Here is a 24523-nt window from a genome sequence, read left to right on the forward strand (position 1 = left end):
CAGGAGAATGAAGCTAAAGGCAAACAGTGTGGGAGACCTCCCTGAATTGGCCTCCAAGATGGTTGAATGGGCCGGAGGTGAAAAGATTTGGGTATTGAATGGAGAAATGGGAGCCGGGAAAACAACACTTTCTAAGGCTATCGGTCAGGTACTAGGAGTAATAGATACGGTGCAAAGCCCAACATTTTCTATCGTCAACGAATACCTGACATTATCAGGAGATTCGATTTACCACTTCGATTTTTATCGCCTGAAACATCCTGAAGAGGCTTTGGCCATTGGGGTAGAAGAATACTTCGATTCCGGCAATTTATGTTTGATCGAATGGCCACAGAAAATAGGTAACTTGTTGCCCGAAAGGCATTTGGCTATACGTATTGAAGACTTAGGTAACGAACAACGAGAATTTACATTAACGCATAATGGCAGGTAAGGAAAAAACAGGGTTTGCTCAATTGGCTAAAGAGGGTAGTTTATATCCTCAGGAGCAATTACTCAAGGTAAAATCCGGGGCTAAAAACATGCTCATTTCTGTGCCCAAAGAGGTGTCTTTTCAAGAAAACCGGGTAAGTCTTACTCCAGCCGCAGTGGGTATACTGGTAGCTAATGGCCATGAGGTGCAGGTGGAGCAAGGAGCGGGCGAACATGCTCATTTTTCAGATGCAGAGTATGCTGAAAACGGGGCCAATATTGTGTACTCTAAGAAAGAGGCTTTTGAAGCAAACCTTATTGTGAAGGTAGAACCACCAACCAGTGAAGAAATTGACCTGATGAAGTCAGGGGCTACGGTATTTTCGGCCATGCAACTAGCCAATACCTCGGCTGCCTATTACGAAGCGCTTAATAAAAAGAAGATCAGTGCACTGGGTTTTGAGTTGCTTCAAGACAAAGCCGGAGGCTTGCCTATAGTGAATGCAATGAGCGAACTGGCCGGCAGTTTGGCCATACCCATAGCGGTAGAGTATCTGAGCACAGCCAATGGCGGAAAAGGAATCATTCTGGGAGGTATAACAGGAGTACCACCCACACGCGTAATTATTTTAGGAGCAGGTACTGTGGCAGAATATGCCTCCAGAGCTGCCTTAGGATTGGGGGCAGAAGTGCGTATTTTCGACAACGAAATTTACAAGCTCAGAAGAATAAAGCACAAGCTGGGTAATCAGGCTTTTACTGCGGTAATAGATAGTGTCACGCTGAGTCAGTCTCTACTCTCGGCCGATGTAGTGATAGGAGCGCTTAGAGCCGAAAAAGGCAGAGCCCGATGCGTAGTAACTGAAGAAATGGTAGCTAGTATGAAACCCGGTTCGGTTATAATTGATGTTTCCATAGATCAGGGCGGCTGTATAGAAACTTCTGAGATTACCACGCACGATGAACCGGTATTCAGAAAGTTTGATGTGATTCACTATTGTGTGCCGAATATTGCTTCCAGAGCTGCAAGAACAGCCACTACAGCCCTCAGCAACATACTTACTCCCGTGCTGCTTAAATTGGCCGAAACAGGTGGAATTGATGATATGATGTATGCGTACAGTTGGTTTAGCCAGGGTATTTATGCCTACAAAGGCTGTACAACACATCTGGAAATTGCCAAGCGATTTAACCTGCCATACAAAGATTTAAGTCTGCTGATGGCCGCACGGTTTTAGTCTTTTACTATTTGGCTACTCAATGCTGTAAAGAGGCTCTTGGCTATTGTGCTTTCTTTCTTTTCAGAGTCAATTTCGGTAAACTCGGTTACTCCGGAGTGATCTTTCAGGTTTTTATCGTCCAGTGTTTTAAAGGCCATCGTCCAGTTGGGGTAAATGCGGTACTCACTTTCCTTCATATGCAGTAGCAATACATCGTAGTGGCGTGGGTCATGTTTTATCCGATCGAATAAATCGAGTAAAACCTGGAATTCTCCTTCCAGTATTTGTAAAAACTGCCCACCATGAAAGAGCAAACAGCCTGTAATATGGTTGGCTTCGTTGAAGCTTCTGGCAGTAGAAAGTATGTCATTAAAATCTTTTTCGCTAAGTCCGGAACTGGCCGTACTTCTGTAAATGAGTTCGTATAGCATAGGCATTACACTAGGTGTTTCAATATACTAAAAATGCATTTACAGAAGGCAGGTCAACCATACCTTACTGCATAAAGATGGCCAATCACCTTTTGAAAAAGATTGGAGCAGCTCCTGAACGAACAACAATCTTTTTTTGAGTAAGAACCAGCAATAAATGGGGTATATCCAAATGGCTGACAGGATGGTGTACAGGCTGAAAGAAAGTGTTTTGCCTGAGCCCCTTCTTTGCGCATTTGAATTACTGCCAGACAAGGTGCGCTGCCGGTAAGAAGGTGGAACTGTATAAATGAATACAATAACCGTTCTTGACGGCTCATATCACTGTTTTCACAGAAGCCATGTGTTTCAGGTTTTCAGCCGCGCTGTGAGTAACTGAACCAGGCTGTTCAATACTTTAAAGCCGTGCTTTTGTCATACCATGAGTTAATTATTTTAACCTGAGTTCGATGTAAGAAAAGAACGTCATGCCGGAAAAACAGGCCTTAAACTCTCAAAAAGGCCTGTTTTGTCGGTATCTCAACAGAGTCTAAATGAGATTGCGGATATTTTCCTTTGCGTATGTGAAGTTTTCAGAGGAAAATTCCGCAATGATGTCCTAAGGGGGACATCTTACTACTTCCTTACATCGAACTCAGGTTATTTTAGGTTGCGGACTAGTCTAAATTAGATTCCTTTGGAAGGGAGTGTTCTTAAAATATGAGGCTATAATGGCAAGCGGGTATGGAAAAGTATCGCTAAGTTCTGGAAGTCTTTATGCAGATGTTTAGGCGTTTATTTGAGGCTCAGACCGGCTTAGTAAAAACTTTAATTGGGCTGCAGTAAGGCTTATAAAAAATCTCAAAACTATTTCATTTCTTTGCACCATGTTGGAGTTGAAAAGGGACGTTTTCCGAATGTGTTCGGAGAAAGTCGGTGCACGCATCAATACCTTGGAGGCCGAGCTCAGAAGCCTGAGCGAGTCTGCAGCCTCAGATACAAAAAGCTCAATGGGCGATAAGTATGAGACTTCTCGCGAAATGGTTGGGTTAGAGCAGGAGAAGGTAAGTGAACAATTGGACGATGCTCGTCAGATGCGTAAAGTGCTGGAAAGCCTCAACGTAGAGCATAGTGCTTCCAAAATTATCCAGGGTTCGTTGGTCCGTACATCAACGGTGCTTTTCTACATTGCCGTTTCGTTGGGAAAAATAACCGTAGGGGGTAAAGATGTCTTTGTTATTTCCCCCGTATCGCCCATAGGTAAAGAGCTAATGGGAAAGGAAGTTAATCATTCCATTGCTTTCGCAGGTAAGATGGAGCGTATTATTGCCATTGCCTGAGTAGTTTCAGGTATTTTATCCTTCTCTTTTTTGGAATTAGACTGTATTAAAGGCCACCTGAAGCAACTACTGATCATTGTAAGTGCTTCAGAGGGCCTTCTGGTCAGGTGCTATCACATAATCTATTTTTCGGTCAGTTGGCCTTCAAAAAGTAGCCAGCTATTAGGGTCTAACTCAATCTTTGAAGGTCGGGTACTCAGTTCGGGAGACCATACCATCTGTTTTTGGTGTACCGGAATTTTGCGGAGCTCCGACTGTCCGTTGGGGTAGGTGATTTTCACTTCCAGATCAAATAAAAACTCTTCCTGTTGGCGCTGGTTGATTTCCATTTCCAACTTTCCGTTTTTATAGGTCCATGTGGCTTCTATCTTCGGTTGTCCGGCTTGCATTATCCACTGCTTAAAGAATTGCGCCAAGTCCAGTCCACTGACTTCTTCGAATACCTTTCTGAGGTCTTCGGTATAGGCGTTGGCTAGTTTGTACCTGGCATAATAGGTGCGGATGGCTTGCCAAAACAGTTCATCGCCCACTTCTTTTCTGAGCATGTGCAATACCCAGCCGCCTTTTTGATAAGAGTTGGTATTGAGCAGTTGCATATAATCTTCTATGGCTTTGTTTACAACGGGCACTCGGCTTTGTTTGCTATAATCAATGATTTGCTGGCGCTGCTCTTTTACACGCTGCACAAAATTGTCGCGTCCATATTTCTGCTCCATGTACAGGTTAGTAAAGTAGGTAGCAAAGCCTTCGCTCAGCCATACATGATGCCAGTTGGCTTCAGAGGCTGAGTTGCCGAACCATTGGTGGGCTATTTCATGAGCAATTAATCCTTCAGAGGTGCGCTGCCCGTTTACAGAGTTTTCGGAATAGAAGATATTGGAGGCATTCTCCATTCCGCCAAACTGTGTTTTAGATTGTACGTTGGCCAGTTTGGAAAAGGGGTAGGGGCCAACATGGTTAATGAACCAATCGGTGATGGGTAGGGCAAGGGCATAGTCATGAAAGCCTTTTTCCCGATCTTGCGGATACACCCAGGCAGAAATTGGAATGCCATAAATATCTCCGCTATTTTGAATCGCAAACCGGGCAGCTCCAATAACCATTACTTTAGTAGGAATGGCCACTTCCGATCTCCAATGAGTAAGGGTTAACTTGTCATCGATGTTCGATCGCTCAACCAGTTTTCCGTTGCCAATAACCTGATAATGTGCAGGGGCTGTCACAATCCACTCCACCGTAGCTTTGTCAGAAGGGTGATCCACAATGGGCAGCCAGTGCTTTCCGCGATCAGGCCAGTTGTCACCAAAAAAGGTGCGGTCGCCATACTTGTTTTTAGAAATAATCAGACCGTTAGCAGGAACTCCTTCATAGGCTATGAGAAAGGTGACCCTTTCTCCCGATTTTGCCGGATAGTTAAGAGTAAGTTGGTTGTTTTTGTGGCTAAAATCAATACGTTTGCTATTGGCCATTACCACGTTTACTTTCATTCCTTTTCCGTTGTTTTCGTTCACCAGGTCAAAGTGAAAGTCCGGGCTATCTTTTAAGAAATGAACAGTTACGTGAGCAATGCCTGTAATTTGGTCATTTACATCTGTTAGTTGTAGTTCAAAACGATAGTGTTGCACATCAATGGTGGCTAACCTTTCGTAGTGCTTTTGGCTATATACACCAACCGATAGAAGCCCCAGTAGTATAGAGGTAAGAATGAATCGTTTCATTTTACCAAGCTAACTAAAAAGTGATTATTGGGAAATGATTTCTACCTCCCTCTGTTTTGAAAATGAATCAAAAAATTGATGGAGTACTGGTTAAATCAGAATTTGAAGTCGATTAAACTTGTTTGAAATCAAATTTTTCAAGCCAGCCAAAAGAGGAAAACCAAAGGGAAAGCCACTCCGGCAAGGGCCAGCCACCAACCTCTTTTCTTAAAGCTATACTTACCACTGGCAATGAACATACCCGTTAGCGCAATGATGATCATGGCGCCACCAAAAATATCGGAATACCATATCCAGGCCGAGTTGGTGGTTTGGTGCAAGTCGGCCATTTCGGCCAGTCCATATCTTCGGCCAAAAAAGTCCAGAGTACCTTCTCCGTTTTCCAGACTTACCTCTGCCATAGCATCTTGAAAGTAGATTCTTAGGTTACCGTTTTGTATTCTAAAGTTGCGGTATTCGTTGCCGACACCTGTCTGCGGAATTAGTGATTTCACTAACTCATCGTTGTATTCTTCAGTGTCCGGCAGGTTTAGCGTAAGAGGTTCCGAACTGAGGGTGTATTGACGCGAGTTAAAGGTTCTCCTGTGGTTCAGTGCTATTCCCGAAATAGAAAAGGCTAGAATGAGCCCTACAAAAAAGTAGGCAATGTCTCGGTGGTAGTTGCGGCAGAAGTTCTTAAACTTTCTCACTTAATTTTATTTAGACTGATTATAGATAGCGGCAAAAATAGTGGATGAGTGATTCGAAACAAGTGCAACCGACAATTTTTTTAAATTGGCCAGATGAAAATCTGATGAATGGAAAATCTGGTAAACTTCTTTGCTGATATACCCACCGAATTTCGGGCGGGGATCTTAATTGGTGGTATAGTGGTCTTTTGGATACTGGAAGGAACGCTGCCCCTTTTTCGCTTTCAATACAAGAAGATTCGTCATGCCGGAATTAACCTTTTCTTTACCCTCACCACTATGATTATTGGGTTTGGTTTGGCAGGAGCACTATTGTATGCTTCAGATACGGTGGCTGCCAACCATTTTGGATTATTGTATATTATAGACCTTCCTCTTTGGGCTCAACTGGTAGTTGGTGTACTTCTTCTCGATTTAATAGGGGCTTACCTTGTGCATTGGACAGAACACAAGGTTAAATGGATGTGGAAATTTCATTTGGTTCACCATACCGACACTACGGTAGATGTAACTACAGGGCTGCGTCATCATCCCGGAGAAACCGTGTTCAGAATAGGGTTCACTATTTTGGCCGCAATTATTGTGGGGGCACCTATGTGGATCATCATGTTCTACCAGAGTATGTCGGTGCTGTTTGCACACCTTACTCACGCCAATATTAACATGCCGAGATCGGTGGATAGGGCTTTATCTTGGGTTTTTGTGACTCCACTCATGCATAAGGTACATCACCATTATACACAACCACTTACCGATACCAACTACGGAAATATCTTTTCCTTTTGGGATCGCATTTTCGGCACTTTTGCTCAGGTAGATGATACCCGGGAATTGAAGTACGGCATCGATACCCATATGGACCCGAAAGAGAATGATGAAATGGGTAATCTGCTAAAGATTCCTTTTCAGGCTTACAGACCTCCGGTGGGCACTAAGTTTGGAGGGGAATAGGAGTATTTCCTTAAGTCGCTAAATGTCAATCGGTTGATTTGCTAAAAAGATAAGCCATATTCCACAGTTCAATATTTTAAAACTATAATTTTAGCCTTAATTCTGTCGGTAAGTTGCTTTCAGACTCACCTCACCACTTCTTTCTAAGTGGCTCTTCCAGGGGTAAGTACCACCAGGCCCATCCCCACCACGGACGTTTTACGTTGGCCAGATCTACCGTAGGGTCAATAATGAGTTGTGGCTTTCTGCCGTTGAGCGATGCAGTAGCCTGCGCAAAAACCATTACATCCATATCCATCAGTGCGTATTCTTGCTTCAGAAACTGGGCAAACTCCCAAATCATATAAGGTTTGCCTTCCATATCATTAATTTGCCATTCTTTCAGGTAGCCTCTCAGGTCAACCAGTATGCGCTCCCCATTGGCCTTGTTTTCCAAGATAAAATTGGTTTCGCCCGATTTACTTCTAAGCTTCATATGCCAGGCATACCGATGTCCTCCTTCGGTCCAGTGCACATTACCGGGAATAAACCAATGCCTGAATGGAAGAACAAGCTGTAAGGTTACAAAAATGGCCAATGCCCAGAGAACGAGCTTTCTTTTGCGAACACCCGGCATTACATGGGCGGTTTCAAGTGCAGCCGGACGAGCTAGCTTTAAGCGCACGAAAAGCTTTCTGGGCCAGTCAGGAGCAAAGAATATAGTAGTGGCACCAATCATAAACCACGGAAATATGCCTATGCTAAAGAGTTGAGAGTTCATTAGGTGGAAGGCAGTAATGAGTATAAATGCCGGCCATCGCGACTTTTTCCAAAGTAAAAAGGGCACAATGAGCAGGTCTAGCAGCAAGCCACTATATGAAATGAACAGAACCATCCATTGTTCTTCGAAATAGGTGCCTAAGATGGGGAAATCAGGGTCAAGCCACATGGCTAGTGGATAGCCCTGCAGCCAGTCTGGATTGAGTTTGGCAACGCCTCCAAAGAAATACGGCACTGCTATAATGAACCTTAAGAGCCAGAGTGTCCACAGTGGAGCCGTTCTGTTGCGCAGTTTTTTCCAAATCAGGCTGTCAACGGAGAATCCTTTGTGCGCAGGCAGAAAAATGAGCAGAAAGCTTATAAGTACCACCAAATAGAAATGATTCAGATAGCGGGCCTGTTCCAGCAGATAGGTATAAGTAAAGAGAAGGAAAAACAAACCGGCCGAAACGCGATAGAGAAAACCGATGGCAATAAAAAGAGCTAAAAGCCCCAGAATGAGCCATAGAATAAACATGTAATCTTCCGGTAGTGGCTTGAAGTTAAAGGGTGCATAGCTAAAGTTAAAGTACGGCTCAATCCAATACCTGTAGATCCACCCGTAGCGGAAGTAACGCGTTACCTCCCAAAACATGATGCCACCAAACAGTACCCTAAACAACAGAAGAAAGGCATTGTCTACCGGTTCAAACAGCTTTTCTTTCCACTGTCTGGACCATATTTCTGATAATTCGCCCGAATGCTTTGAGGTCACTGAAAAAGGGTCTGGTTAAAATTGGCGGGTACCTTTTGGTACACGACCTATAAAATTAACTAACCCCTACATTCCTCAATGGCTTTTTCCAATATTCCCATGATTTTCTCCTCATTCATGCCAATCATAGAGGCAGGGAAGCCCACTTTTAGGTTTTGTATACTTAGGGTTTGTGCCGAAGGGTCAAAAGCATAGTCGAGTGAAATGCCATTTTTGCTCAAATAACCGCTATGGGCAACCATTTCAATGCCCTGTCCTTTGAGCTTGGCACTCAGGCAATCGAATATGGAAAGGTCTATGGAGTTAAATGTCTTGTTCATCTTCGTCTTCTTCTTGGGCATGAACGCTCTCGGCTTCTACTTCGGCTACAGGTCTGAAGTTACCTTCAGGAAGCTTTTCTTCGTCTTTATAGTGATGAAAAACCTCAAGAATCGGAGATTCTTTAACCTCCGGTACCACAAAGGTGACCAACATGTTGTTCAGGCTTTCATGAATGCGCTCATAGGCCATCTTTACATCTTGAGCTGTAACCAGCATTATATTAGTTACTTTCTTCTCCTTGCCACTGTCTGCATCGGCCACCATATAAGATACCTTGGCCTGGTAAAATTGATCGGCATCTTTATACTCAAAAACATCTACTATTTTACTCTTAGCAATACTGGTTACGGCAAACTCGCCCATTACCCGCTGTCCCATCTCTTCATAAATTCGGGCTTCAGCTTCAGTAAACGAAAGGGCATCGGCCAGGTAGGCCTCAGTTACATTTTTCAATCGGCCGTGCTCGTCCTCTTTTTGATATTTGACTTTGCAGGTAAACCAGGTTTTCATTTGATGTCTTTTAATTGGAACGCGAAGTTAAGAGGGTAAGAATGAAAAAGAAATTTGGATTGTCACTTTCGAGTGAATTTGACCATTTTCAATTGAACCGGTCTTTCCATTACCATTGGGTGAAGAAATAAAGACCGAAGCCAGCCCTAAAGCCAGCCTGAAAAGGAGAGGGCTCGCAATTCTTTTTAATGGCAACAGAGTTGTTTTCAGACGCTTTATATAGACTTTTCATATTGAGTTTGAGGCCTTGGCTGTTCTTTGGGCAAGTTCAAAATGATAAGTAGGAAAATATGTTCTGCCTGCCTTGGTTTTCTTACCCTGACTTAGGCTGATTAAGCTATGGAGGTACTGTTTATGACGACAGGGAGACACAACACTTAACTACGACTGAAGGCTTCCTATTCCAACAACATAAGGATAAGGCATGGGCATAGTTGGTTTTTTAAATCCATCAATTCTTCCGTATTTCGTCCCAATGAGTAGCGCAGTTTTTCCTTACAAATCGGCCATAGTAGTTACCTGTTTTCCCGAGCAAAGCCCCTGGCTGGCTAGCGAAATTGAAGCGTTGGGGTTTGAGGTAGTTTCCACCAATATTTCTGAAGTAGAAACCGTGGGTTATATGGACGATTGCCTGCGGCTGAATATGTGGTTGCGAACAGGAAGCCGTGTGCTTTATCAGATACAGCGTTTCCCTGCCAAAAATGCCAACGATTTGTACAGCAGGGTGCGAGCTATTCCGTGGGAAAAGTATTTGCATGCAGATGGCTATTTTAGCATTACCTCTTATGTTAAAAACGATACCATTCGAGACGATAGGTTTGCCAACGTGAGGGTGAAAGATGCCATTGTAGACCGCATGGTAGAAAAAACCGGCAAACGCCCGGATTCGGGTCCCAACAAAGATCGAACGGTTATTCACATTTACTGGAAAGAAGATAAAGTAAGGATTTACTTCGATACCTCCGGTGAAACCATAGCCAAACACGGTTACAGAAAACTGCCCTTTAAAGCTCCAATGATTGAATCTTTAGCCGCTTCGACCATAAGGGCCAGCGAGTGGGATGCTCAGACACCCTTCGTAAACCCTATGTGTGGTAGTGGTACTTTGGCTATAGAAGCCGCTCTGTTCGCTATCAATAAAGCCCCCGGGCTGGAAAGAGAAAACTTTGGTTTCATGCACATAAAGGGCTATGATGAAGAGTCGTGGCAAGGCTATCAGCGCTTAGCCAAATTGCAAATGAAGGCACCGGCTCCCGGGCTTAAAATTGTGGCCTCAGACATGAACCGCGATGCCATTAAAGCTGCGAGGGCGAATGCCAAAACGGCCGGTGTTGAAGAACTGATCGATTTTCAGCTTTGTGATTTTCGAGAGACACAAATGCCGGAAGAGCCGGGAGTAATTATGATTAACCCTGAGTACGGTGAACGACTGGGAGAAGAAGAGAAGCTACTGGAGGTATACAGGCAAATCGGTGATTTCTTCAAGCAGAAGTGTCAGGGCTATACCGGTTTTATATTTACAGGAAACATGAACCTGGCCAAAAGCATTGGTTTGAGAACCTCTGCACGAATTCCCTTTTACAATGCAAAAATTGAATGTAGATTACTGAAGTACGAGTTGTACAAGGGCTCCAAAAAACAAAAGGATTGAAAGCATTAAACGCTATTTTTCACAGCTTTCCTATCAAACTCCTGGTGGTGCACATAAAGCACAATCAGTTTTTATTGCTCTACTGGTTTTTCTTGTTTTCTACTGTGGCCGGTGGTTTCGGTAAAAATTTGGGCATTCCCTATTTGTTTCTCGATCCAATATACCTCGATTCGGTAGGGTTTTGGGGCTTTTTTATTATGGGGCTCAGCCTGGCCGGGTTTTCCATGGCTTTTAACATCACTTCTTACATTCTTGACGGATTCCGTTTTCCTTTTCTTGGCACCCTGCCAAGGCCCTTTACTCACTTTTGCCTGAACAACTCCATTTTACCACTCAGTTTCATGACCTTCTATGTGGTAAAAATTATTCAGTTTCAGCGCGATTACGGTCTGTACAGCACTGGTGAAATAGCCAACTCATTGCTTGGTTTATTTACAGGGTTCGTAATTATGCTGGTGTTGCTCTTTAGCTACTTTACACTTACTAACCGCGATATTCGGGCCGTAATGCGCAAAAAGGCCCGCAAGCAAATTAAGGCCGGCATCAGCCAGAAGCGCAATGCCTTTCGGCAGTTGCAAAGGCTGCGCAGGGGCAATGTGCGTTGCGACCATTACGTGTCCATTAGGCTCGGATTTTTTTCCACCAAGCGTTTCGAAAAGTACTACGACCGGGTGGCTATTCTTGGCATTTTTAAGCAAAACCAGCGCAACGCCATTATTGCAGAGAGTTTTCTAATTGTCACTGTTTTTGGTCTGGGTCTTTTTCAGGAGTCTAGGGCATTTCAAATTCCGGCAGCGGCCTCCAGTGTGCTGTTGCTCACGGTAATTATTATGGCTACAGGAGCTCTGAGCTACTGGTTGCGGTCCTGGGTAGTTACGGCAGCCATTGGTTTGCTTATTATTTTTAACCTGCTCTTTAGTGAGTTTAACTGGGGCTATCGTTATCCGGCCTATGGAATAGACTATACCGTTGGAAAAACTCCCTACAACCTGGACGAAATCCATGAGATTTCCGGCAAAGACGATATTGAAGCCTCCAAGGCCTATTGGCTGGATATGCTCAATAACTGGAAAGCCAAAACAGGGCAAGAGAAGCCCAAAATGCACCTGATTGCTGTTAGTGGTGGAGGGCAACGTTCTGCATTATGGACCACCAATGTGTTGCAACATATAGATTCCGTAAAGCAAGGGCAGTTGATGAACGAAACGTTTCTCATTACAGGAGCTTCAGGAGGGTTAATTGGCGCTGCCTTTTATCGCGAGCTTTTCTGGTTGGGCAACGATCCTCGGAATAGCATCCATCGGCACGAGATAGGCAACCAGATTTTAAATCCTTTAATTTTCAAGCTGCTCATCAACGATATTTTCCTGAAAGTAAAATCGTTCGAATATGCCGGGCAGCGATACAAAGTAGAACGAGGCCATACGTTTGAACAGAACCTAGCCAAGAACCTCAATGGGGCACTAGACAGGCCTCTGGCCGATTATCGTTCGCCCGAATACAGGGGAGAGATTCCTGCACTTTTGGTGAGCCCTCTTATTACCAATGATGGTCGTAAACTCTATATTTCGCCACATCCGGTAAGCTTTTTGAACTACCGCGATGAGGAAAATACCATTGTACAAGGCGTAGATTTCAGGTCGCTGCTTAGGGAACATCAGCCCGATAGTTTGCGGTTTCTTACGGCCCTTCGAATGAGTGCTACTTTTCCCTATGTGGTGCCCACCATAACCTTGCCCACCGAACCGCCTATTCAAATTGCCGATGCCGGTATTTCTGATAATTATGGGATTGTAGACGGACTTATTTTTCTCAATGTGTTCAAAGAGTGGATTATGGAAAATACCAGCGAGGTGGTGTTCATTACCATTCGCGATTCCAGCAAAGAAGACGAGCTTACCGCGCCCGAACCACAAAACGTAATGGAGCGGTTCTTCTCCCCAATACAGTCGGTTTACAAGAGTTGGGATAAGGTGCAGACCATAAAGAACGACCAGTGGTATGAACTCACCAAAGAGATTTTTGGAGATCATCTCAAAAGGGTAGAGTTTCAATACACCTATCAAACCCTCAACAGGGCCTCGCTGAGCTGGCGACTCACAGAATTCGAAAAGCAAAACATAGTAGAATCTATTCATTTGCCCGAAAACCAACGGGCTCTGCAAAAGTTAAAGTAAGAGAGATTAAAGCCTACCAATGGTTTTAACCGTTTTAATGAGCGGTGTAAAAAGCTATCCTAACAAGTGTTAGGAAAAAGTCTCATTTTGGCTAAATTTGCCATTCTAGAAATGGATGATATATGCAAGAAGTAGCTCCTTATAAACCCAAGAATAAGATTAGAATTGTTACTGCCGCCTCATTGTTCGATGGTCACGATGCGGCCATTAATATTATGCGCAGAATTATTCAGGCCACCGGTTGCGAGGTAATTCACCTCGGACACGACCGTAGCGTGGAGGAAGTGGTGAACACGGCAATTCAAGAAGATGCCCAGGCCATAGCCATGACGTCTTACCAAGGGGGACATAACGAGTACTTCAAGTATATGTATGACTTACTCAAGGAGAAGGGTGCCGGACACATTAGAATCTTTGGAGGGGGTGGAGGAGTAATTCTTCCGGAAGAAATAAAAGAGCTAATGGACTATGGCATTACGCGCATTTATTCACCGGACGATGGCCGCGCCATGGGATTGCAGGGAATGATAAATGACATGGTGAAGCAGTGCGATTTTCCTACCGGACAAAACTTAAACGGAGAGGTAAATCACTTAAAAGAAAAAGATGTAAAATCCATAGCCAGAGTTATATCGGCTGCAGAAAACTACCCGGAAGAATCTAAACCTGAACTGGATAAAGTTCACCAACTGGCAGAGGCGGTAAAGACACCGGTGCTCGGAATAACCGGAACCGGAGGAGCCGGAAAATCATCGTTGGTCGATGAATTGGTAAGAAGGTTTTTGATCGACTTTAAGGAAAAGCGCATTGGTATTATCTCGGTAGACCCTTCCAAGCGAAAAACGGGTGGAGCCCTGTTGGGCGACCGAATTCGCATGAACTCCATTAACAACCCGCGGGTATATATGCGCTCGCTGGCTACGCGCCAGTCCAACCTGGCCTTGTCCAAGCATGTGCGCGAGGCGGTTCAGGTGCTGAAGGCCGCGGAATATGATCTCATTATTTTAGAGACCTCAGGCATAGGTCAGAGCGATACGGAAATTCTCGATCACTCCGATGTTTCTCTTTATGTAATGACACCGGAGTATGGAGCAGCAACACAGTTGGAGAAAATAGATATGCTCGACTTTGCCGACATAATTGCCCTCAACAAATTCGACAAACGTGGTGCTCTCGATGCCTTGCGCGATGTAAAAAAACAGTACCAACGTAATCACGGGCTTTGGAACGCCAAAATTGACGATATGCCGGTGTTTGGCACCATTGCGTCCCAATTTAACGATCCGGGCATGAATTCGCTCTACAAGTCTATTATGGATAAGATTGTGGAGAAAACACAGGCCGATCTAAAGTCTACTTTTGAGATTACCAATGAAATGTCGGAGAAGGTCTATGTGATTCCGCCTAACCGAACCCGATACCTTTCTGAAATTGCCGAAACAAACCGGGCATACGATGCCACAGCACTAACACAGGCCGAGGTAGCAGATAAACTATATGGACTCCAGAGGTCTATCGATACCCTAAAAGACTCTACCATTGCAGACCGCGATAGGCTGATTAAAGGCCTACAAGAATCTTTTGAGCAAGTCAAAATGGACCTCGATCCTTACAACTGGCAACTCATTGAGCAGTGGGAAGAAAAGAAAAGAAAATATTCGGACCCTGTTTATTCCTTCAAGGTTCGTGACAAGGAAATTAAAATTAAGACCCATACCGAATCGTTATCGCATACTCAAATACCGAAAGTATCACTGCCTAAATTCAGAAGCTGGGGCGATGTAATTCGCTGGTCTTTGCAGGAAAATGTGCCGGGAGAGTTTCCATACACCGCGGGAATCTACCCTTTCAAAAGAGAAGGCGAAGATCCTACCCGTATGTTCGCGGGAGAAGGTGGCCCGGAAAGAACCAACAGACGCTTTCATTATGTGAGCTTGGGCATGCCGGCCGCAAGGCTTTCCACGGCATTCGATTCCGTGACCCTTTATGGTAACGACCCCGACTACAGGCCGGATATTTATGGAAAAATTGGTAACTCAGGGGTAAGTATTTGCTGCTTGGATGACGCTAAAAAGCTCTATTCAGGCTTCAATTTGTGCGATCCGACCACATCGGTTTCAATGACCATCAATGGTCCGGCTCCAATGCTCTTAGGCTTCTTTATGAATGCAGCCATTGACCAGCAGTGCGAAATCTACATCAAGGAGAATGGTCTGGAAGATGAAGTAAATGCCAAGATTGAAGCCATTTATAAAGAAAAAGGAGTAGCCAGACCGCAATATCAGGGTGAACTGCCCGAAGGTAATGATGGGCTCGGGCTTATGTTGCTTGGGGTAACAGGCGACCAGGTATTACCGGCCGATGTATATAACCAGATAAAGGCTAAAACCCTTTCTGTAGTACGCGGAACAGTGCAGGCCGATATTCTGAAAGAAGACCAGGCGCAAAACACATGTATTTTCTCTACTGAGTTTGCCCTTAGACTAATGGGCGATGTTCAGGAGTACTTTATCGAACACTTAGTTAGAAACTTCTACTCCGTTTCTATTTCGGGCTATCATATTGCCGAAGCAGGAGCTAATCCAATTACCCAGTTGGCTTTTACATTGGCCAATGGCTTTACCTACGTAGAGTACTACCTAAGCCGGGGCATGGATATTAACGCCTTTGGACCAAACCTTTCATTCTTCTTTTCCAATGGTATAGATCCGGAGTATGCGGTGATTGGCCGTGTGGCCAGAAGAATTTGGGCGAAAGCTTTGAAAAATAAGTATGGAGCCAACTCACGGGCCCAAATGCTCAAATACCATATCCAGACTTCAGGGCGATCGTTGCACGCGCAGGAAATTGACTTCAACGATATAAGAACCACGTTACAGGCCTTGTATGCTATTTACGATAACTGTAACTCTCTTCATACCAATGCCTACGATGAAGCTATTACAACTCCAACAGAAGAGTCGGTAAGAAGAGCCATGGCCATTCAGCTCATCATTAACAAAGAACTGGGGCTGGCTAAAAATGAGAACCCTATGCAGGGCTCGTTCATTATAGAAGAGCTAACGGACCTAGTAGAGGAGGCTGTTTTAGCCGAATTCGATAGAATAACTGAAAGAGGGGGCGTGTTAGGAGCCATGGAAACCATGTATCAGCGCAGCAAGATTCAGGAAGAGTCGCTTTACTACGAGACGCTCAAGCATACCGGAGAATTCCCAATTATTGGTGTGAATACCTTCCTGAGTTCTAAGGGCTCTCCAACGGTTCAACCCAAAGAGGTAATTAGAGCTACTACGGAGGAGAAGGAGTACCAGATCAGCATGTTGGGCAATCTGCATAAGGGCAATGCTCAAAAGGCCAAAGAAATGATTGACAGGGTACAGAAAGCCGCTGTTCAAAACCAAAATATGTTTGAAGAACTAATGGAGGCTTGTAAGTATTGCTCACTGGGTCAAATCACCAGTGCCTTGTTTGAGGTAGGTGGGCAGTATCGTAGGAACATGTAATGTTTCTGAGGTGGTGATCAGTTAATCGGTGATCAGAAATCAGGGCCTGAAACCCCATTTTTTAGCACCCATTTCGGAATTAAGGGGGGCGGACATCAGTTGATAGGAAATCAGTGTTTTGGATTGTCATTCCCGCGCAGGCGGGAATCTCCAAATCACTGGCAAAGAATATACTAGTAGTGAGCTAATCAGAAATAAAGAGTTGGGAATGGCACGAACCAGTGGTCAGACCAGTAAGCAAAGGTTGCCAAGCCAACCGGATTTCATCATTGAGAGGAGCAAAAGTGACGCAGCAAACGTTTGAGACGCGGGCAATCCCTTTGTTGCTGGCAAGTAGTCATGCCGATTACAAATCGGCTTTTGAGTCATCTCCGTTGGAAACTCGAGTTGTTTACGACCGATAAGTTAATAATTACCTTATCATTTTTGGACGAGCTTCTCGGAACCAGTTTTCGATCTTCATTATTTGTTCAAATTGCTCTTCTAAATTTCTGTCTTTTTCAATTTCATCAAAGGGAGGATAGTAAATTGAGACAAGTAAGAACTCTCGAGTTTTTTTAGTGACGTTAATATTGTTGAGCAAAAATATGATGCCTTTTAATATGTCCTTGAAGAATTCAAAAGAGAACTCTTTGATCAGAGTGGTTGGAGTACTCAATATCTCGGAGCCAATTTTTAACCCCCTATTTTCTTCTATTAGATAATGGTAAGACTCCAGATCAAACCCTTGATTTCTATATATCGCATCATGTCTACACTGTTGAAGACAATGAAAGAAATCCTTCCTTTTTTCTTGAAACCTATAATGCCCCCATACATTGTTTGTTAATGTGTAGACTAAAAAATCAGATTTACTTGCAAAGTCTTTTTCCGTTTTTTGCCCAATAAACTTGCGAGGGAACCAATATTTAAACATAGGATTGAAATATTCCGGTGGTGAGTGTGCTTTAAAATACTCACTAAATCTGTTCCATAGCTTTGTATGATCTTCTTGTAATACTTTGTAATCAGTATGCCACTGAGACTGCCTTTCTTTAAAATGAAATCTGATTGATTCTCTCGGGTTGAATGCTATGTTAATAGATGGTTTGATTTGAAAAGACAAGTCCCCTTTTAGTGCCATGAAACTTTTAGCCGTATGATAACATGAGTTATAGCTCATTATGGCCGATGCGGATTTATGTCTTTTGTCGTAAAGTAGGTAAGAAGCACTGAGATAATTATACGACATCAACAAATGCCTCACACATTGTCTGATTGTATAGACTGCAATAACTTTTTCTTGTAAACATTTGATTTGTTGATCATCTCCTTTGGAAAATATAGGTTCTAACCCAAGACCTTTTTCATTTTGTCCAAAATACAGAGTATACTTATTCTTGTATGCTAAATTGGCGGCACACTGAATACTTTGTATTAATCTTTTCGATGGTTTCATAAATAACTATAATTCGTCTCAGTCCCATGCTTCTCCACTAAACCAGCTTTAACCATTTGAGACAATAGACTTTTTTACGGTTGGCATTAAAAGGGATAATACGAAAATATACGATAATTATACGATCTGGAAATTAGCGAGTATTTAAGCATTCGCTGATGGCACACCACTGGTCAGACTAGTAAGCAAAGGTTGCCATACCAACCGAATTTAGTGATTGCGAGCCGGCCTAAAGGTCGGCAGACATGGAATAAAATAAATTCTTTAAGACATGGCGATCCGTTTGATGATTGTAAGCGAGAATGCCGAGTACCAATCGACTCCTACGAACCGTCCTTATAAGCAAGGGTTAGTGAAGTAACTTCAAAACCTTCTTTCGAAAACGGCATACTTGGTCTTCAAAATTCTTCGGCAACTTATTGGCAGAGGTGTCACGATAGAGCATACCCTGATATTGCATATCAAAGTATATGGAGCTATTCCTGAAAGGAACTTCAAAGCCTTCAGGGAGTTCCGGACTGGCACCTACTGAAAGCAAAAATGTATGTTTACCTGCCAGTTGTTTACCCATGGCTTTGTGTCTTTTGGTTAAATCCGTGAGTCTGTCGAAGAAGGTTTTCATTATTCCGCTCATGGCATACCAATACACCGGTGTAGCAAACACAATAGTTTGTGACTCGTGCACGGCCCTTGCCAGTTGATTGAATTCATCATTGGCCGGGTAGCGCTGACTATAGGAATAGCCCTCAAAAAAGAAGTTTTGCAAGTCCATAATATTTGCTTCTCCCGGAGCAAAAACCTCATTCACCAGTTTTAAGGTGTTGCTATCACTTCTTGCACTCCCTACAATAACCAGGGGCTTGGTTTTAAAACTCATAGGATCGCAACAGCCCCGGGCTATGAATAGTTCGAGAGCTTTGTTTGGTCACTTGGTGGTTCTATGGGATAAGATCGTCAATTATAAATCGAAATAAGCCAGGGCTTGTTGGTGGCAGGGCAGTATCGCCATTGGTTCAAAATTCAAGGTTTTAAGTTTAAAGTTGGCTGTGTCTTGTCCATGGTCGATAGCCCACGGCCAAGTCAATCGGATTCCGTCATTGTGAACCTGCCTGTCGGCAGGCAGGAGAAAAAGCAACCAACATCAAAACCATCGAAGTGGCATTGGCATTCTTAGATTCGGTTGCTGTCGATGGTCACGCTGATGTTGCACCTCCACCCTCTAGCGTGTAAGAAAGAGTGCTGTCTTATCCTATTCCAACTACTTGATCCAATTGACCTGCCAAGAGAAACTTATCGCTTGATATTTCATATTCACTCTCAAGATATAATAGGACTGCATTCAATGAAGGGAAAGAATCATGTTCTTTTCCATATAGCTGATCAGGATCAAGGCTTGAAAAATCATAAATGCTTGTTAACCCTTCATCGCTTTCATCAAATTTTTCAAAGACCAATAGATGAATCCCATGTCGATCCTTTTGGAGAGAGAAGTATCTATAGCATTTGAAGCCTTGATGATAGAATTCACCAATGAATTGCTCTACTACTTTTCCAGCATTTAGTAGGGGTGCTATTTCACATTCATTCAGATATCTCATGTAGATTTAGGTCTCAATACTCAATACCATTCTTCATTCCTCAAAAATATGTGATTATGCGGAGTAGTTTTTTTGATTGAGACTCTAATTACCTACCTCGTCAACCCTATCATCAATCCCCTCACAATTTTCTCTTTCGTATGAATATATTTCTCAAGCTATTTTTTCAGCTTTATGGTTGTTTCACCGGGTTGTTGGAGAATTTAAAATTCTTGGCCGATTGCGGCTCTGGTAGTCCGGGTTTACAGTCTGAGTTAGGAACGAGCCTTCCGGATTGCACTTCAAGCTCTAATACGCCCGCCCAAACATCCAGGTCATAGTCTGCAGAGTCATCAGCTGCTTCAACTTCCCTGACCTTTGCAGAAGCATCTTCAATATCTATGGCTATAACTAGCGTACCATCGAGTTCTTTCTGATTAGGTATTCTTGCTTCGTTCCATCGGCCCGGAATAATGTTTTCCGTAATTATTTCCAAGGCCTCCATCTTTTCGGCATCTTCTTCAATCAACCTGGCCTTTCCAAAAACATTCACCGATCGATAATTTACCGAATGGTGAAAGACCGATCTGGCCAGCACAATGCCGTCCAGATGAGTAACATTGAGGCTTACTTTTTCTTGGTTTAATAAAGAGAGCATCATGCGGTTTTTAAGCGAACCGTGGATAAGTATAGTATTTCCTTTTCGCCCATAAGCGGTTGGAATTACTATAGCAGTTTCCTCAAACACATAGGGGATCTGACAAATGAAATGAGAGTCTAAAATGTTGTAAATGAGTTCTTTGTTGTACTGGGCTCGTTTCGACTCTCGAACCACTTTGTTCAAAGGGTTTTTACTGAATTCTGACATGACCTGAGTTTTGTTCAGTTAAATGTCTACATTTATCGGACTACTTATGTAATCCGGTTTTTAATATATGAGTAGTCCGGTTATGGTGGCACTTCCTCATTTAATCAATATCGATCGGGACACTGAGTTACCAGTCTACCTCCAGATTAGTAATGGACTTATTCAACAGATTAAGGCTGGTGTATTGCGCCCCGGTAGCAGGTTGCCGGGAACCAGGGCTATGGCCCAGAGTTTTGCAGTACACCGCAAAACTGTGGTAGCTGCCTATGAAGAGCTATTCAGCCAGGGGTGGATTGATGTACGGCCATCACAGGGTACTTTTGTGAGCGAAAGTTTACCGAACGTACTGCCCCATAAACTAAGTGAAGTTTCGGAAGGAAGAAGTATAAAACACTCCGGTTTTACTTTCTATACCAAAGCTCATTTGAAAAGGGTTTTGCCTGATATACCTCAGGGGCTGACTCTGGATGAAGGTATTCCGGATGTGCGAATTGCCCCGGTCAATGATATCATTAAACATTATAGAAGCTTTGTTGCCCGGTCGTATAATAGCCGTCATTTAAGCTACGGCTCGGTGTATGGCGATGCTTTATTGCGCGAAACACTGGCCGGTTTTCTTCAGGAAACCAGAGGGATGGCCGTGGATAAGGACAACATAATGATTGTGAGAGGTAGCCAAATGGGGACTTATCTGGCCTCACAGCTACTTTTTAAAAACAAAGAACTGGCCGTGGTAGGCGAGACCAACTACATTGCAGCCAACCTTACCATGCTGGAAGCTGGGGCGAAGGTCAAAACAGTTTCTGTAGATCTTAAGGGAATTCGTACCTCTGAGCTTCGAAAACTCTGTGGGCAGGAAAAAGTAACTGCCGTGTACGTAACCTCACATCACCATCACCCCACTACTGTAACCCTTAGTGTGGAAAGGAGAATAGAGCTCCTCCAATTGGCTGAAGAATATGGTTTTGCCATTTTGGAAGATGACTACGATTATGATTTTCACTATCGAAATGCACCTTTGCTTCCTCTGGCCAGTGCCGATCGTTCGGGGCAGGTAATTTACATGGGTGCCATTTGCAAAATTGTGGCACCGGCTTACCGTGTTGGTTACTTGGTGGCTCCCAAAGATTTTATCGATGAAGTAGCACACCTCAGAAGAATTATTGATAGGCAAGGTGATGCTATTTTAGAAAGATCCATAGCGCTTATGATTCGTCAGGGCGACTACCAAAGGCATACCAAAAAGGCTCTGAAAATCTACAGGGATCGCAGAGATCACTTTTGCCAATTGCTGAAAACTGAGTTGAGTGAATTTGTGCGCTTCAAAGTTCCGGAGGGAGGACTTGCCGTGTGGGTTGAACTTCGGGAGGATATGAGCTGGATAGACATTGCGGAAGCCTGCAGGCAGAAAGGGTTAAACATTCCTGATTATCAAACTTATAACTTCAATCATACGGCTAATAATGGAATACGAATGGGTTTTGCTTCCATCAATTTCCAAGAGCAAACTCAAATAGTTTCAGTGTTGAAGGAGGTGATGAATCACCTCTAATCCCTCTTTGTAAGGAGGAGAATTCGGTATGATCCGGTTTTTTTATCCCGATCGAAGTCGAGGGGTTGGCCAAAGATTCTAGTTGTGCAGATCCTTCGACAAGCTCAGGATGGAGAAAATAATGCAGTTTCGGATAGCATGGATGTCTTCTAACTCTCGATAGTAATCGGGAGAGGTGTCTGCTGGGCGGAGGTGAATTAACTAATATTCTATTTTAACCTGAGTTCGATGTAAGAAAAGAACGTCATGCCGGAAAAACAGGCCTTAAACTCTCAAAAAGGCCTGTTTTATCCGGTATCTCAACAGAGCCTAAATGAGATTGCGGATATTTTCCTTTGCGTATGTAAAGTTTTCAGAGGAAAATTCCGCAATGACGTCCTAAGGGGGATATTTTACTACTTCCTTACATCGGACTCAGGTTATTTTAGGGGTACTTACTTAAGTAGCAAGAAGTATATTTCTGAACCTAGCCTCCATTTGTGTCTTCACAAATGGCTGTTAAAAGACGCTGTGAGGACACAGCTTGTGGCTAAATTAAGATTGTTTCAATTCTAAAAGAGATAATGGAGAACCGTCCCTTAGGATGACAACAGAGAAGTCCTCCTGCCTTCGGCCACCTCCTTTTTTAAAGGAGGAATGTTTCTGCTAGTATTGAGAGCAATACTATCAATCCCTGTTTTCTGATTTCCGTTCACTGATCAACTCATCCACCGATCAACCAGCCACCAAACCCGAGGATTAAAATATTTTTTCTAGATTCTGTCCCGAAAGGTCAAAACGATCGTCAAACCCATGAATCGCGATTTTTCAAAACGAATTTCAAACTCATAATTTTTAAACAATGCAAAAGTATTTATACCTGTTTAGAGGTGGCGATGCCCGAATGGCTGAAATGTCCCCTGCAGAAGTTGAAGCTCATATGGATGAATGGAGAGCCTGGATGCAGGGCCTTGCCGAAAAAGGACAGCTCATTGACGGCTTGCCGCTAAAGGCCGAAGGTAAGCAAGTTTCTAAAGGCGGAGCTGTAGTTACTGATGGCCCTTTTGCCGAAGGTGCCGAAATTGTAGGAGGCTACCTAATGGTCAATGCCTCATCGTTAGAAGAAGCCACCGAAATATCTAAAGGCTGCCCAATTCTGGATGCTGAAGACGGGCATATTGAAATCAGAGAGATTCAGGATATGTAATTCATTAACTTAGGGAGGTGTTAACATACGCGTCATTCCGAACTTGTTTCGGAATCTTTTGTATTAAAGACCCTGAAACAAGCCTGCCTGTAGGCAGACAGGTTCAGGGTGACGGTTGGTTTTTAAGCTAACACCTCCTTTTTCTTATGCCTTCTGCTGTCAATCAAACGCTGGATCATCTTTTTCGTCACGAATATGGAAAGCTGGTTTCCTTATTTGCCAACAAGTATTCTCCGCACCTTATCGATACCATTGAAGATGCAGTTCAAGAGGCTCTCTACAAAGCGGCCAGGCAATGGTCGTTTCAGCCCATGCCCAACAACCCCTCTGCCTGGTTATACCGAGTGGTCAATAATCAGATTATTGATTATTTAAGAAAGGAAGCCAAATCGGTTTCTTACGAACAGGCAGTTACGGCCGATGCCATTGGCGAAGAAGAAAGCAGGCTACCCGAAGAAAAGGTGATTGTAGATGATCAGCTTCGAATGATTTTTGCCTGCTGTCACCCGGCCATGAAACCAACCGAGCAACTTATGCTCAGCCTAAAGTTGCTTTGCGGACTTTCTGTAAAAGAAATTGCCCGAGCATTGTTAAAACAGGAAGAAGCTACGAAACGAGCCATTACACGGGCAAAAGTCAAATTCAGAGAAGAGGTTGGGGCCTTGAAAGTACCTGAGGGTGGCGATCTGGAAAACCGGTTGGAAGCGGTGCTTCAGGTGATTTACCTGCTTTTCAATGAAGGCTATAAGGCTACCGAAGGGAACCAGCTGATGAAGCAAGATTTGTGTGAAGAAGCCATACGTCTGGCCTTTTTGTTGACCAATGAGCGAAGTTGCAATAAAGGCGAGCTGAAGGCGCTTATAGCCATGATGTTGTTTAAGGCGGCTCGTTTTCCGGCACGAACTGATGAGGCAGGTAATCTGCTGACCCTGGAAAATCAGGATCGATCCAAGTACGATGAAGAGCACATCAAGTGGGGATGGCATTTTTTACATGATTCTTCGAAGTTCGAAGGTTCATCGGTTTATCAGTTGGAGGCTGCCATATCATGCTATTACACCACAGCTGAGACCTACGAAAAAACCAACTGGAAAGCCATTCTAAGTCTTTACGATACGCTGGTTAAACTGAAGCCGGTACCCGTAGTACAGATGAGCAGAATATTGGTGTTGAGTAAGGTGAAAGGGGCAACTGCGGCCCTTAAAGAAATGGAGGGCTTGGAAGAAGTAATTGAAGGGAATCAGTCCCTTCTTGCCCTAAAGGCCGATTTATATGCTGAAATTGGTAATTGGTCAGCGGCCAGGGTTCATCTGCAAAAAGCGATCGGTCAGGCTTTGAATATTACGGAGAGAAGGTTTCTGGAAAAGAAGCTCCAGAGTTGGATTGGGAAGTGATCTTGGGTCGATTTTATATTGAGCACTCTGATATATTTGTTGCAAACGAGTATAAGTGGCTTTGACTGGATTGGATGTAGTCTCTTGTCATTTC

General features: G+C 43.7%; 20 protein-coding genes. 10 read left to right on the forward strand and 10 right to left on the reverse strand.

Annotation, left to right across the window (positions count from 1 at the left end; translation table 11 throughout):
- Positions 1-7 precede the first annotated feature (7 nt).
- Together tsaE and IE164_RS06360 are read left to right on the forward strand one after the other, a co-directional pair.
- Entirely contained in the window at positions 8-433 is a 426-nt protein-coding gene (tsaE, locus tag IE164_RS06355) for a tRNA (adenosine(37)-N6)-threonylcarbamoyltransferase complex ATPase subunit type 1 TsaE (RefSeq protein ID WP_189629380.1), read from the forward strand.
- A complete protein-coding gene (locus tag IE164_RS06360) occupies positions 423-1649 on the forward strand; it encodes an alanine dehydrogenase (RefSeq protein ID WP_189629381.1) in 1227 nt (408 codons plus the stop codon). Before tsaE ends, IE164_RS06360 begins: the two co-directional genes overlap by 11 nt.
- Here the strand turns inward: IE164_RS06360 and IE164_RS06365 are convergent.
- Positions 1646-2068, reverse strand: coding sequence for a BLUF domain-containing protein (locus IE164_RS06365; protein WP_189629382.1), 423 nt, complete (start codon positions 2066-2068; stop codon positions 1646-1648). The genes IE164_RS06360 and IE164_RS06365 overlap by 4 nt on opposite strands.
- Positions 2069-2928: 860 nt before the next feature.
- On the opposite strand from IE164_RS06365, the gene IE164_RS06370 reads away from it, so the two are divergent.
- Positions 2929-3381 carry a 3-oxoacyl-ACP synthase gene (locus IE164_RS06370; RefSeq protein ID WP_189629383.1) on the forward strand — a complete coding sequence of 151 codons (453 nt, stop codon included), beginning with the start codon at positions 2929-2931 and terminating at the stop codon, positions 3379-3381.
- Positions 3382-3503: 122 nt separating this feature from the next.
- Here IE164_RS06370 and IE164_RS06375 read toward each other — a convergent pair whose 3' ends face one another.
- Together IE164_RS06375 and IE164_RS06380 are read right to left on the reverse strand one after the other, a co-directional pair.
- Positions 3504-5099 (reverse strand): M1 family metallopeptidase, encoded by a 1596-nt coding sequence (locus IE164_RS06375; protein WP_189629384.1) that lies wholly within the window; start codon positions 5097-5099, stop codon positions 3504-3506.
- A gap of 137 nt (positions 5100-5236) precedes the next feature.
- Positions 5237-5788 carry a PepSY-associated TM helix domain-containing protein gene (locus tag IE164_RS06380; protein WP_189629385.1) on the reverse strand — a complete coding sequence of 184 codons (552 nt, stop codon included), beginning with the start codon at positions 5786-5788 and terminating at the stop codon, positions 5237-5239.
- Positions 5789-5896: 108 nt separating this feature from the next.
- Between IE164_RS06380 and IE164_RS06385 the strand changes: the two genes are divergently transcribed.
- The gene (locus IE164_RS06385; RefSeq protein WP_189629386.1) at positions 5897-6739 is read left to right on the forward strand and encodes a sterol desaturase family protein; all 843 of its coding nucleotides are present in this window, start codon (positions 5897-5899) and stop codon (positions 6737-6739) included.
- A 130-nt stretch (positions 6740-6869) separates the two neighbouring features.
- Here the strand turns inward: IE164_RS06385 and IE164_RS06390 are convergent, their stop codons facing one another.
- From IE164_RS06390 to IE164_RS06400, 3 genes are read right to left on the reverse strand one after another with little or no spacing between them, the layout of a single operon-like run.
- Positions 6870-8252: an HTTM domain-containing protein gene (locus tag IE164_RS06390; RefSeq protein ID WP_189629387.1), complete on the reverse strand. Its 1383-nt coding sequence runs from the start codon at positions 8250-8252 to the stop codon at positions 6870-6872.
- 59 nt (positions 8253-8311) lie between these two features.
- On the reverse strand, positions 8312-8572 hold the full coding sequence (locus tag IE164_RS06395; RefSeq protein WP_189629388.1) for a hypothetical protein: 261 nt from the start codon (positions 8570-8572) through the stop codon (positions 8312-8314).
- A complete protein-coding gene (locus tag IE164_RS06400; protein WP_189629389.1) occupies positions 8556-9083 on the reverse strand; it encodes a DUF4494 domain-containing protein in 528 nt (175 codons plus the stop codon). The genes IE164_RS06395 and IE164_RS06400 overlap by 17 nt, the downstream gene beginning before the upstream one ends.
- Positions 9084-9558: 475 nt before the next feature.
- Here IE164_RS06400 and IE164_RS06405 point away from each other — a divergent pair, with 475 nt between their 5' ends.
- The 3 genes from IE164_RS06405 to IE164_RS06415 all read left to right on the forward strand — a co-directional run bounded on the left by IE164_RS06405 (position 9559) and on the right by IE164_RS06415 (position 16414).
- Complete coding sequence (locus IE164_RS06405) at positions 9559-10734, forward strand: THUMP domain-containing class I SAM-dependent RNA methyltransferase (protein ID WP_189629390.1); 1176 nt, start codon at positions 9559-9561, stop codon at positions 10732-10734.
- Positions 10731-12911, forward strand: coding sequence for a patatin-like phospholipase domain-containing protein (locus IE164_RS06410; protein WP_189629391.1), 2181 nt, complete (start codon positions 10731-10733; stop codon positions 12909-12911). Before IE164_RS06405 ends, IE164_RS06410 begins: the two co-directional genes overlap by 4 nt.
- Positions 12912-13033: 122 nt before the next feature.
- A complete protein-coding gene (locus tag IE164_RS06415; RefSeq protein WP_189629392.1) occupies positions 13034-16414 on the forward strand; it encodes a methylmalonyl-CoA mutase family protein in 3381 nt (1126 codons plus the stop codon).
- Between the two features lie 412 nt (positions 16415-16826).
- On the opposite strand, the gene IE164_RS06420 is transcribed toward IE164_RS06415, so the two are convergent.
- The 4 genes from IE164_RS06420 to IE164_RS06435 all read right to left on the reverse strand — a co-directional run bounded on the left by IE164_RS06420 (position 16827) and on the right by IE164_RS06435 (position 20297).
- Positions 16827-17852, reverse strand: a complete 1026-nt coding sequence (locus IE164_RS06420; RefSeq protein WP_189629393.1) for a hypothetical protein — start codon at positions 17850-17852, stop codon at positions 16827-16829.
- A 349-nt stretch (positions 17853-18201) separates the two neighbouring features.
- Positions 18202-18729: a flavodoxin family protein gene (locus tag IE164_RS06425; RefSeq protein ID WP_189629394.1), complete on the reverse strand. Its 528-nt coding sequence runs from the start codon at positions 18727-18729 to the stop codon at positions 18202-18204.
- 367 nt (positions 18730-19096) lie between these two features.
- Positions 19097-19450 carry a hypothetical protein gene (locus IE164_RS06430; protein ID WP_189629395.1) on the reverse strand — a complete coding sequence of 118 codons (354 nt, stop codon included), beginning with the start codon at positions 19448-19450 and terminating at the stop codon, positions 19097-19099.
- Positions 19451-19622: 172 nt separating this feature from the next.
- Complete coding sequence (locus IE164_RS06435) at positions 19623-20297, reverse strand: pyridoxamine 5'-phosphate oxidase family protein (RefSeq protein WP_189629396.1); 675 nt, start codon at positions 20295-20297, stop codon at positions 19623-19625.
- 67 nt (positions 20298-20364) lie between these two features.
- Here IE164_RS06435 and IE164_RS06440 point away from each other — a divergent pair, with 67 nt between their 5' ends.
- From IE164_RS06440 to IE164_RS06450, 3 genes are all read left to right on the forward strand, one after another.
- Positions 20365-21849, forward strand: a complete 1485-nt coding sequence (locus IE164_RS06440) for an aminotransferase-like domain-containing protein (RefSeq protein ID WP_189629397.1) — start codon at positions 20365-20367, stop codon at positions 21847-21849.
- 841 nt (positions 21850-22690) lie between these two features.
- On the forward strand, positions 22691-23035 hold the full coding sequence (locus IE164_RS06445) for a YciI family protein (protein WP_189629398.1): 345 nt from the start codon (positions 22691-22693) through the stop codon (positions 23033-23035).
- 146 nt (positions 23036-23181) lie between these two features.
- On the forward strand, positions 23182-24429 hold the full coding sequence (locus tag IE164_RS06450; protein WP_189629399.1) for an RNA polymerase sigma factor: 1248 nt from the start codon (positions 23182-23184) through the stop codon (positions 24427-24429).
- The last annotated feature ends 94 nt before the right edge of the window (positions 24430-24523 follow it).

The sequence above is a fragment of the Roseivirga thermotolerans genome (assembly GCF_014653175.1).
Taxonomy (GTDB): Bacteria; Bacteroidota; Bacteroidia; order Cytophagales; family Cyclobacteriaceae; genus Roseivirga; species Roseivirga thermotolerans.

Excerpts from the sequence above, each read along its gene's own strand:
- tsaE (WP_189629380.1), top strand. The coding sequence starts at position 8 with ATGAAGCTAAAGGCAAACAGTGTGGGAGACCTCCCTGAATTGGCCTCC.
- IE164_RS06360 (WP_189629381.1), top strand. The coding sequence starts at position 423 with ATGGCAGGTAAGGAAAAAACAGGGTTTGCTCAATTGGCTAAAGAGGGT.
- IE164_RS06365 (WP_189629382.1), bottom strand. The coding sequence starts at position 2,068 with ATGCCTATGCTATACGAACTCATTTACAGAAGTACGGCCAGTTCCGGA.
- IE164_RS06370 (WP_189629383.1), top strand. The coding sequence starts at position 2,929 with ATGTTGGAGTTGAAAAGGGACGTTTTCCGAATGTGTTCGGAGAAAGTC.
- IE164_RS06375 (WP_189629384.1), bottom strand. The coding sequence starts at position 5,099 with ATGAAACGATTCATTCTTACCTCTATACTACTGGGGCTTCTATCGGTT.
- IE164_RS06385 (WP_189629386.1), top strand. The coding sequence starts at position 5,897 with ATGGAAAATCTGGTAAACTTCTTTGCTGATATACCCACCGAATTTCGG.
- IE164_RS06395 (WP_189629388.1), bottom strand. The coding sequence starts at position 8,572 with ATGAACAAGACATTTAACTCCATAGACCTTTCCATATTCGATTGCCTG.
- IE164_RS06400 (WP_189629389.1), bottom strand. The coding sequence starts at position 9,083 with ATGAAAACCTGGTTTACCTGCAAAGTCAAATATCAAAAAGAGGACGAG.
- IE164_RS06405 (WP_189629390.1), top strand. The coding sequence starts at position 9,559 with ATGAGTAGCGCAGTTTTTCCTTACAAATCGGCCATAGTAGTTACCTGT.
- IE164_RS06415 (WP_189629392.1), top strand. The coding sequence starts at position 13,034 with ATGCAAGAAGTAGCTCCTTATAAACCCAAGAATAAGATTAGAATTGTT.
- IE164_RS06420 (WP_189629393.1), bottom strand. The coding sequence starts at position 17,852 with ATGAAACCATCGAAAAGATTAATACAAAGTATTCAGTGTGCCGCCAAT.
- IE164_RS06425 (WP_189629394.1), bottom strand. The coding sequence starts at position 18,729 with ATGAGTTTTAAAACCAAGCCCCTGGTTATTGTAGGGAGTGCAAGAAGT.
- IE164_RS06430 (WP_189629395.1), bottom strand. The coding sequence starts at position 19,450 with ATGAGATATCTGAATGAATGTGAAATAGCACCCCTACTAAATGCTGGA.
- IE164_RS06435 (WP_189629396.1), bottom strand. The coding sequence starts at position 20,297 with ATGTCAGAATTCAGTAAAAACCCTTTGAACAAAGTGGTTCGAGAGTCG.
- IE164_RS06440 (WP_189629397.1), top strand. The coding sequence starts at position 20,365 with ATGAGTAGTCCGGTTATGGTGGCACTTCCTCATTTAATCAATATCGAT.
- IE164_RS06445 (WP_189629398.1), top strand. The coding sequence starts at position 22,691 with ATGCAAAAGTATTTATACCTGTTTAGAGGTGGCGATGCCCGAATGGCT.
- IE164_RS06450 (WP_189629399.1), top strand. The coding sequence starts at position 23,182 with ATGCCTTCTGCTGTCAATCAAACGCTGGATCATCTTTTTCGTCACGAA.